The sequence below is a fragment of the Marivita sp. genome (genome assembly GCF_020055675.1).
Lineage (GTDB): Bacteria > Pseudomonadota > Alphaproteobacteria > Rhodobacterales > Rhodobacteraceae > Marivita.
The window spans coordinates 22742-32101 of sequence record NZ_JAIPUS010000030.1 but is presented as its reverse complement, the minus strand read 5'-3'; the positions used below and the strand labels follow the sequence as shown (position 1 = coordinate 32101).

7 protein-coding genes are annotated in these 9360 nt (G+C 58.8%); 5 read left to right on the top strand and 2 right to left on the bottom strand.

What is annotated here, in order from left to right:
* The first annotated feature begins 787 nt into the window (after positions 1-787).
* From LCF59_RS15040 to LCF59_RS15020, 5 genes are all read left to right on the top strand, one after another.
* Positions 788-1792: an HlyD family efflux transporter periplasmic adaptor subunit gene (locus LCF59_RS15040; protein ID WP_292288437.1), complete on the top strand. Its 1005-nt coding sequence runs from the start codon at positions 788-790 to the stop codon at positions 1790-1792.
* Between the two features lie 3 nt (positions 1793-1795).
* Positions 1796-4534, top strand: coding sequence for a ribosome-associated ATPase/putative transporter RbbA (gene rbbA / locus LCF59_RS15035; protein ID WP_292288436.1), 2739 nt, complete (start codon positions 1796-1798; stop codon positions 4532-4534).
* A gap of 2 nt (positions 4535-4536) precedes the next feature.
* The gene (locus LCF59_RS15030; protein WP_292288435.1) at positions 4537-5667 is read left to right on the top strand and encodes an ABC transporter permease; all 1131 of its coding nucleotides are present in this window, start codon (positions 4537-4539) and stop codon (positions 5665-5667) included.
* Between the two features lie 194 nt (positions 5668-5861).
* Positions 5862-6182: a hypothetical protein gene (locus LCF59_RS15025; RefSeq protein ID WP_292288434.1), complete on the top strand. Its 321-nt coding sequence runs from the start codon at positions 5862-5864 to the stop codon at positions 6180-6182.
* Positions 6183-6248: 66 nt separating this feature from the next.
* A complete protein-coding gene (locus tag LCF59_RS15020) occupies positions 6249-6737 on the top strand; it encodes a DUF892 family protein (RefSeq protein WP_292288433.1) in 489 nt (162 codons plus the stop codon).
* 139 nt (positions 6738-6876) lie between these two features.
* Here LCF59_RS15020 and LCF59_RS15015 read toward each other — a convergent pair whose 3' ends face one another.
* Both LCF59_RS15015 and LCF59_RS15010 read right to left on the bottom strand, forming a co-directional pair.
* Positions 6877-7713, bottom strand: a complete 837-nt coding sequence (locus LCF59_RS15015) for a methyltransferase domain-containing protein (RefSeq protein ID WP_292288432.1) — start codon at positions 7711-7713, stop codon at positions 6877-6879.
* 100 nt (positions 7714-7813) lie between these two features.
* Positions 7814-9055 carry a cyclopropane-fatty-acyl-phospholipid synthase family protein gene (locus LCF59_RS15010; protein ID WP_292288431.1) on the bottom strand — a complete coding sequence of 414 codons (1242 nt, stop codon included), beginning with the start codon at positions 9053-9055 and terminating at the stop codon, positions 7814-7816.
* Positions 9056-9360 lie beyond the last annotated feature (305 nt).

Here is a 9360-nt window from a genome sequence, read left to right as displayed (position 1 = left end):
TATCTCTTCAGATATTATCAATGTCAAAGAGCAACCCAGAAACAAAACCAGACCAGTGCGCCCTAACCGCGGCGCGCCCGCCCTGACAAACCCCTGAATTATCCGCCTTCCGTTCCAACCGACACAATGCCCGTCGTCCCGTCCACCGTCCCAACAAGCGCCTCAGCGCCGCCGGTGAAGGGGTATTTAGAGTCACCGCCCAAAGTCCGCAAGACGAAAATCACCGTCGACGGAAAAAAAGTTCAGTTCCCTCCAATGCCACCTCTCAAGACCCTGTGCCGGCTTGGGTTGATCCGACGCAAATCTACCAAGACGTCAGAAATCCCCGGGGGGGATGACCTGCCCTGAAACCCGGGCCATCCCAAAGGATGGACTGGACTCGAAACGGTCACGGCGACGCGGGCAACGGGCGATCCGAAATGCCCGTTTCACCGACGACCAGAGTGCCGGCGGATCGCAAGCGTATGGTTCACGCGTGAAATGCTTGGTCCGCGGGCTCAATCTTCGCGCCCAGCCGGAGCGACGGTATCGGATCTGTGCAGCAAACACGGCATGTCGGAGGCAACGCTGCTTAAGGGGATGGCCAAGCATGGCGACACTGCAGGTGGGTCAGCTCTGGATGGTCTCACCCCACCCACCCAAGCGGGTCACTTTCGCATGCAGGGTCACTGCCCGGATCCAAGCTGCCGCTGCGCGTCCAGTGTTCAGAAAGCCCTTTAACCCAGAGCAAAGCTCAACTGCTTTGCATGGCTTACCTTGGTTGTATTGATTGTGTGGGTCGGCCTTGATGAAACGAAAATTGGTAATTGCCGTTGCCGGTCTCGTCGCGATCGCGGGTGTTGTCGCGGGGTACTTTTGGTGGCAAGCCAGTCAACAGACCGCGCCGCCAGCGTTCGCCGCAGGCAACGGGCGGGTGGAGGCCGACCTGGTGGACGTCGCTTCGGAAATCACCGGGCGTCTTGCGGATATTCAGGTGCAGGAAGGCGATTTGGTTGATGCAGGCATCACCATCGCCGAGATCGACACCGACAGCCTGCAAGCGCAACTGGACCGCGCCGAGGCCGATGTCGCCGCTTCGGAAAGCCAGGCCGAGCAGGCCCGCGCCATGATCGGTCAGAATGAAGCGGCGCTTGAATTTTCGCAAGTCGAGCTGGAACGCGCCAGAACACTACTGGAGCGGGGTTTCGGCACACAGGAGGAGGTAGACAGCCGCCGGTCCGAGCGCGATGCAGACCGCGCCACACTGGCCGCTGCCAAAGCCAGCCTGACCGCGGCTGAACGCCAGGTCGAAGCAGCCCGAGCGTCCGTTCGTGAAATCGAGAGCCGGATCGAAGATGCGCAGATCCAGGCCCCTGTGCGCGGCCGGGTGCTGTATCGCCTGGCCGAGCCGGGCGAGGTTGTGGCCAGCGGTGCGCCCATCGTGACCCTGCTGGATCTGTCGCGGGTCTATATGGAGGTCTTTCTGCCCACTGCCGAGGCCGCACGGGTCGGGATCGGGGCCGAGGCGCGTATCAGGCTGGACGGGATCGATCTTGTGATCCCCGCGCACGTGAGCTTTGTATCGCCAGATGCGCAATTCACGCCGGAAACCGTGGAAACACAGGATGTCCGCACGGATTTGATGTTCCGGGTTCGTCTGCGCGTCCAGCAGGATCTCATCGAGCGCAACATTGACTACGTCAAGACCGGCATGCGCGGGACTGGACATATTCGTCTGGTCGGCGCTCAGGACACAGCATGGCCCGATGACCTGACTTTGACGGATCGCCCGCCTCTTGAGGCAGGAGACTGAGCGATGAGCAATGCGCAAAATGCCCCTGTGGTGCGCGTTCAGGGTCTTTGCCACAGCTACGGCGACAAACATGCGGTGGACGATGTGTCGCTCGAGTTGGAAGCCGGAACGATCGTTGGCCTTTTCGGCCCCGACGGTGTGGGCAAATCCACACTGATGGGGCTGATCGCCGGGGCGCGCCGGATGCAGGAGGGCGAGGTCGACGTGCTGGGCGGGTCGATGCGCAAGCCCAGACATCGCAACGCTGTTTTTCCGCGCATCGCCTATATGCCCCAGGGACTTGGCCAGAATCTCTATATGGCCCTGAGTGTTCGTGAAAACCTTGAATTTTTTGGCAGGCTGTTCGGTCAGACCGCCAAGGAACGCGACCGACGCATCGACCGCCTTCTGAAAGCGACCCGCCTCGATCCATTCCCGGACCGGATCGTCGGAAAGCTTTCCGGGGGCATGAAGCAGAAACTTGGCCTGTGTTGCGCTTTGATCCATGATCCCGACGTCCTGATCCTCGATGAACCGACCACCGGCATCGATCCCCTGTCGCGCCAGCAGTTCTGGAGATTGATCGAGGAAATACGCGAAAGCCGCCCGAACATGTCTGTGCTCGTGTCGACCGCCTATATGGCGGAGGCTGAAGATTTCGACATGTTGCACGCCATGCATGATGGCGCGCTCATCGGCAGCGGCAGCGCCGCTGCATTGCGCGAAGAGACCGGCACCGACACGCTGGAAGATGCGTTCACCGCCATGGTTCCGGAGGACGAACGGAGCGCGAAAGCGCAGCTTGAGATTCCACCGCGGGATTCCGAAACCGGCAACATCGCGGTCAAGGCCAAAGACTTGACCAGGCGCTTCGGTGATTTCACGGCCGTTGACGACATCAGCTTTGAAATAGAGCAGGGCGAGATTTTCGGTTTTCTCGGTTCGAATGGCTCGGGAAAAACGACAACAATGAAAATGCTGACCGGACTGCTGCCTGCAACCGAAGGCACGGTATCGTTGTTTGGACATCCGGTGGATGCCAGCGACATCGAAACGCGCCAGCGCGTCGGCTACATGTCCCAGTCATTTTCACTCTACAAACAACTCAGCCTGCGCGAAAATCTGTGGCTTCACGCCCGGTTGTATCGTCTGGACGCAGACGAAATCGGGGATCGCATCGACGCGCTGCTCGATCAGGTGGGCCTGGCCGGGCACGCCGATGACGGTGCGGGGGCGCTTCCCCTTGGGTTGCAGCAGCGTCTTTCGCTGGCCGCCGCGATTATCCATGAACCGGAATTGCTGATCCTTGATGAGCCAACATCGGGCGTCGATCCGGCCGGGCGGGACGCATTCTGGCAAATACTGTCGGATCTGTCGCGTGACGATGGCGTGACGATCTTCATCTCGACCCATTTCATGCATGAGGCCACGTATTGCGACCGGATTTCGCTGATGCACAAGGGACAGGTAATGGAGGTGGGCACTCCCGGCGATATCGCCCAGGAGCACGGCGAGGGCGAACTTGACGAGGCTTTCGTGGCGCTGATCCGCCAGAACGACCCTGATGCCACCGATGAAGGCGATGCGGACGAGTGGGCAGGTTCTGATCGGCAGGACAACAGGAAACCTTCGCGGTCGGCAGCCCTGCGACGGCTTCTGGCCTACACGCGGCGAGAAACCTATGAGGTCATGCGCGATCCGATCCGGCTGGCCTTTGCCTTTGGTGGCAGCGTCTTGTTAATGTTTCTGTTTGCCTATGGCATCTCGATGGATGTCGAGGACATAGAGTTTGCGATTTTCGACGAAGACCGGAGCCCGGTGAGCCGCTCCTACCTGCAAACCTTCGAGGGATCGCGTTATTTCCAGAAGGTCGACACGGTAGAGAGCCGCGAGGCGCTTGTTCAGCTGCTTCGGGCCGGTGAAGCCACATTGGCGCTCGATATCCCGCAGGGGTTCGGCAGGGACCTGCACCAAGGGCGGCAATCCGAAGTCTCGGCCTGGATCGACGGCTCGAACACGCAGCGCGCGTCGACAATCGAGGGCTATGTGCAGGGCGCGCACACGAATTTCCTTGCCGAGCAGGTCCGAACAAGCAGGTCACAGGCCGACGCGCCCGCCTCGCTGAACATCAACACACGTTTCGCCTATAACCCGACCGTAGACAGCATTCGGGCCATCGCACCTTCAGTCCCCGCGATCCTTCTGATGTTTTTTCCCGCGATCCTGATGGCGATCAGCGTGGCGCGAGAGCGTGAGATCGGAACGATCACCAACTTTCATGTCACGCCGACACGGCGCCTCGAATTCATGATCGGCAAACAGCTTCCCTATATCGCGATCGGCATGGTCAATTACCTGATCATGTCAGGCATGGCGGTGTTTCTCTTTGGCGTGCCATTCACGGGCGACTTCGCGATTCTCACTTTGGGGGCGCTGATCTATGTGATGGCCTCGACCAGCTACGGCTTGCTTGTATCGGTCTTTACCCGGACGCAGGTTGCAGCCGTGTTTGCCGCGATGGTCATCATGATGATGCCGACCGTTGTGTTTTCCGGAATGGTTCAGCCGGTGGCCTCTCTGGAAGGCGGCGCCCGGATCATCGGGCTGAGCTGGCCCACCCACTACTATATGTACATAAGCGTTGGCGCCTTCACCAAGGGGCTCGGGATGGGTCAGCTTGCACCGGAACTCCCGTGGATCGCCCTGTTCATTCCAGTATTCTTCGTGCCGGCGTTGGCGCTATTACGCAAACAGGCACCCTGATCATGCGCCGGTTGCTGGGAAATCTGCTCTGGCTCACCCGCAAGGAGGTATTGAGCGTCCTGCGGGACTGGCTTTTGGTTGGCCTGGTGATCTACGCCTTTGGGCCGGGCGTGTACTTTCAGGCGCAATCGGCCGCAGATCAGGTCAACAATGCGGCGGTGGCTTTTGTCGACAATGACCGTTCTGCGCTGTCGCGCTCAATGGCCGAGGCGCTCTATGCGCCGTGGTTCCAGGCCCCGGACCTCATAGACGGCGGGCAAGCAGAGCAATTGATGGATGATGATCTCTATACCTTTATCCTGATGATCCCCCACAATATGGCCGCCGATCTGCGCGCCGGCGATGACGTGACGGTGTTCTTGAGGGTCGATGCCACGGACGTCACGCAGGCCACGGTCGGCGCGAACTACATTCGTGCGATCCTGACCCGCGAGAAGGAACGCTTTGCGACCTCGGTCGCCCCTGTTCGGTCCGGTCCCGCCAGTGCTGATCTGGTCTTGCGACGCGCGTTCAACCCGACCAACAATGCGACATGGTTCGAAGCCATCTCGGCCCTGCTCAACTGGCTGACGAATCTGACCGTCATCCTGACCGGCGCCGCCCTGATCAGGGAACGTGAGCATGGCACGATAGGGCATCTTTTGGTCATGCCGGTCACACCGTTCGAAATCGCGACGTCCAAGATTCTGGCCAACGCGATGATCGTCTTCGTGACTTTTACAGCATCGCTCCTGATCGTGGTGCGCTGGATGCTTGATGTGCCCATCGCCGGATCGGTGCCACTGTTTCTGACCGGTACGTTCCTGTTCTTGTTCGCGGCGGCGGCGATCGGCTTGCTTTTGGGAACTGCCGTGCGGTCCATGGCCCAATTCGCGCTTCTCGTGATCATAACGGTTTTGCCGATGATGATCCTGTCAGGCGGGATGAGCCCTGTTGAGAGCCAGCCACAATGGCTGCAATACCTCACCTGGTTTCTGCCATCGCGCCACTACCTGAGCTTTTCCAATGCGGTCCTGTTCCGCGGCGCCGGTCTTGAAACCGTCTGGCCTGAATTCCTTCTGGTTGGAACGTTGGGTGCCGCCTTTCTTGTGGCGTCTCTCCTGATTTTCCGTCGCGCCATCGGCAGCACTTAGGGGCTCATGACAGGCCAATATGCGTGTCAATCAGCGGTCACCCACGCCACTTGGGCTCTCTGCAGTCTGAAAGACTGTTCGCACAGGTTGGCGCATGGCCAGAGCTGCCGGGTCCTAACGCGGGTTAAGGCGTCGCGCTGTCCCGGCGCGTTAGTTTGGGCCACGTATCGACGTGACTGACGAAAGGGCACCGCATGACTATTGATGTCGCCAACCAGTACATCGCCTGGATCATCGCGCTCATCACGCTCGTGGCCTGCTGGCCGATTGCGCAATCACTGCGTCATGAGAAATTGCATCCCCTTGCCGCCTACCTGCTGTTCGTCTCGATCTTGGCCCTTGTCTCTACATCCGTGTTCTGGGTTCTGATCGTCATCGGCAGGATACTTGTTGGACCTTCAGGTCTCGAAGGCGTCGGGCCGGCGGTAATCACTGTGCTTGCTTCACTCGTGCCGGGCGGTGCTGCTGCCGTTTGGATTGTTCGCCGACCACAGGTGCGGCGAATGCCGAAGTGACGGCGGACTGCCGATCGGCGGCGCGAACCCTGTGCCATTCCATCAAACAGACGATAGGAGGTAATGATGCAACTACACGACCTTGAAGGGCTTTACCTGGCCGAACTCGAGGAGCTGCGCTCGGTCGAGGCCCAGATGACCGATCACCTTGCGGAGATGGCATCGCAGGCAAATGACAATGATCTTTCGAAAGCGATTGACGCTCACCGGAAACAGACGGCGGCCCAGCGTGACGAGCTTGACGGGCTGCTCAAGGCCCGAGGGCGGGAGGTGGATGCCCACGAAGACACATCGATGCACGCCATCATCAACGAGGCGGAGAAATGGAACAACATGATCCCAGATGAAACGCTGCAGGACGCCGCTTTGGTGGCGTCGGTGCAGCGTATGGAGCACTATGAGATTGCTGTTCTGGGAACATTGGCCAATTGGGCCAGAAAGCTTGGCCAGGGCGAGGACGAAGCTGTGCTGTCACTTATCCTGGAAAAAACCAAGCAAGCCGATGCCAATTTCAGCGCAATCGCTGAGGATACACTGAACCCTGCCCTGCACTGATTCGCCGATTGGCGATAGGCGGCATTCAGATCCTCGCGGCGGTCCTCGATATTGCGCCTCACGTCGCTACTCATCCCACACAGTGCTTCCTTGCATTCTTGCGAAAGGGGTCGCAGCTCAAATCCAGGGATTGAGAAATTCAGTGCTTGCGAAAGTGAAGCACGCCCCAGGAGAGGTGTCCGGCATCGGCCCCATCGACCCAATGTTGCAGCCCGTTGAGCATGCGGTCGGTGTAGTCCGAGGAGATCTTGTCTTCGAGCGCGTGACGCTGCGACTTCAGTTCCTTGCGCACACGGGCATAGTGATTGCGTAGCTGATGGGTCAGGTCTTCGATCTCGACCGTCTCGAAACCAAGGTCCTCCAGCGTGGTTTTATAGACCTCGATCGACTCCATATCGGGCAGATGAATCCGGTCATAGATGGGCTGGTAATCGGACGCGTCATCCGACGTGGTCGCCTGCATCGGATCCGTGAATATGAAATCGCCACCGGGCTTGAGCACGCGCGCGACTTCTTTCAGCACGCGTTTGCGGTCGCCGGAATGCAGGATGGCTTCCTGGCTCCAGACCACGTCAAAGCTGTTATCCGGGAACGGCATGTCCTCGAACACGCCGTGGACAATCTCGATGTTGTCTTCAAGGCCCTCTTCCTCGGTCAGCCTGCGATTGCGCGCGTTTTCTTTTTCCGAAACATTCAGGCAGGTGACATGCGCGCCTTTCTCACGCGCAAGATAGCGCGCCGCGCCACCATAGCCCGAACCGATATCGATCACCTGTGCGCCGGGCTTCAGATCAAGCTTTGACGCCATGTGGCGCACGGTTCGCGCCGAGGCTTCGGCGATATCCTCGTCGTCACTTTCATAGAGGCCAACATGGATATCCTCGCCACCCCAGATCGCGGCGTAGAACGCATCGGCATCTGCGCTGTCGTAGTAATCTTTTGCGGTTTTGGCGGCTTTATTGAAATCAGCTTTCATAGGTTCTTTCCCGATACGATGAAAAAGGCTGGGTAACTTGCCGACATACAGTCATGACAGGGTGCCTGGCATCCGCCGTCCCAATACAAAAAGCACGGCTCTATTCAGCTGCGACGTCCTTTGGTTGACGCTCCACCGGATGTTCGCGCTCCCAGTCGGTGATGTAGTCGCGTGTCAACGGCAAGGTGTTCTGATCTTTCGCCAGCTGGATCTGAAAGACCATATTCCCACCATACCGAAAGCTCATCTCCGAAGCGGCGAGATAGAAATCCCACATCCGGCAGAAGCGCTCGTCGTAGAGGTCTGCAATATCGTCCCAGTTGTCGTGGAAGCGCGTGCGCCAGCGTTGCAGCGTCTGGGCATAATGCAGGCGCAGGATTTCGATATCGGTCGTGAACAGGCCGACGCTTTCTATCACTTGGAGCACTTCCGAAAGGGCGGGAATATAGCCGCCCGGAAAAATGTGTTTCGCGATCCATGGATTGGTCGATCCGCCGGGGCCGAAGCGCCCGATTGCATGGATGACAGCGACACCGTCATCGGCCAGAAGGTCGCGCACCTTCTCGAAATATTCCCGGAAGTGACCGACGCCGACATGCTCCAACATGCCCACCGAGACAATCCGGTCGTAGGGGCCGCGCAGATCGCGGTAGTCCTTCACCTTGGAGTCGACCCGATCAGAGAGGCCTTCGTGCTTCAACCAGTCCTGCGCATATTTCTGTTGTTCACTCGACAAGGTCACCGCATCGACGTGACCCGCGCCAAGCCTGGCGAGATGCACGCCGAGACTGCCCCAGCCAGACCCGATATCGAGCACATTGCATCCCGCTTCGAGCCTCAGCTTGGCGGCGAGATGGCGGGCCTTCGCCGCTTGGGCGCGTTCCAGATCGTGATGAGACGATTCAAAATAGGCGCAGGAATAGAAGCGGTCAGCATCGAGGAATCTGTCGAAAAGATCATCAGAAAGATCATAATGATGGGCAACATTCTTATGCGACCGCAAGATATTGTTTGCTTGCGCGAAGCGCCGCGTGAGGTACCGCCATCGCCCGGACACAGCGAAGGCCCAATGCTGGTCGAAATTTTCGGTGTTTTGCATGAGGATGGCAAGGAGATCGGCGATGTCCCCTTCCTCAACGGTGAGCGTCCTATCCATATAGGCTTCGCCCAAGGTCAATTCAGGATTGAAAAAGAGGCTCCGGTGCCGCGATGTATCGTGCAGACTGACGGTGACATGCTTCCCCGGTTTTCGACCCTTGATCTCATGCCGGCGCCCTCGCGCATCGATAAGCGTGATGTGGCCGCGCTGTATCACGCGTCGCATCATGTTGGTGAGCAGCATAGCGTAATCCTCAAGCCAAAACGTGGCATTCTCATTTGGCTTGTTTGCTTCGCAAGAAAAGCAACAGGAGCCGACGAGCCCGTAACCCACTTTTCTTCAAGTCTGGGATCGAGGCTGGTCACCCGGACATGAACGCGGTTCGCACTCACTGAAAAAAATGTGCCTCAAGGTCAGACCCGGCTCATTAACCTGGGCTAATTGCCCGCATTTTTCCCGTGATGCGCGCCGTTCGAGGGTTGGCCCGCCAGATCCTGGACAGGTGCACCGATCCCCGCGCCTGTAAAACGGAAGCCCTTCAGGCGCGA

Excerpts from the sequence above, each read along its gene's own strand:
- LCF59_RS15040 (WP_292288437.1), top strand. The coding sequence starts at position 788 with ATGAAACGAAAATTGGTAATTGCCGTTGCCGGTCTCGTCGCGATCGCG.
- rbbA (WP_292288436.1), top strand. The coding sequence starts at position 1,796 with ATGAGCAATGCGCAAAATGCCCCTGTGGTGCGCGTTCAGGGTCTTTGC.
- LCF59_RS15030 (WP_292288435.1), top strand. The coding sequence starts at position 4,537 with ATGCGCCGGTTGCTGGGAAATCTGCTCTGGCTCACCCGCAAGGAGGTA.
- LCF59_RS15025 (WP_292288434.1), top strand. The coding sequence starts at position 5,862 with ATGACTATTGATGTCGCCAACCAGTACATCGCCTGGATCATCGCGCTC.
- LCF59_RS15020 (WP_292288433.1), top strand. The coding sequence starts at position 6,249 with ATGCAACTACACGACCTTGAAGGGCTTTACCTGGCCGAACTCGAGGAG.
- LCF59_RS15015 (WP_292288432.1), bottom strand. The coding sequence starts at position 7,713 with ATGAAAGCTGATTTCAATAAAGCCGCCAAAACCGCAAAAGATTACTAC.
- LCF59_RS15010 (WP_292288431.1), bottom strand. The coding sequence starts at position 9,055 with ATGCTGCTCACCAACATGATGCGACGCGTGATACAGCGCGGCCACATC.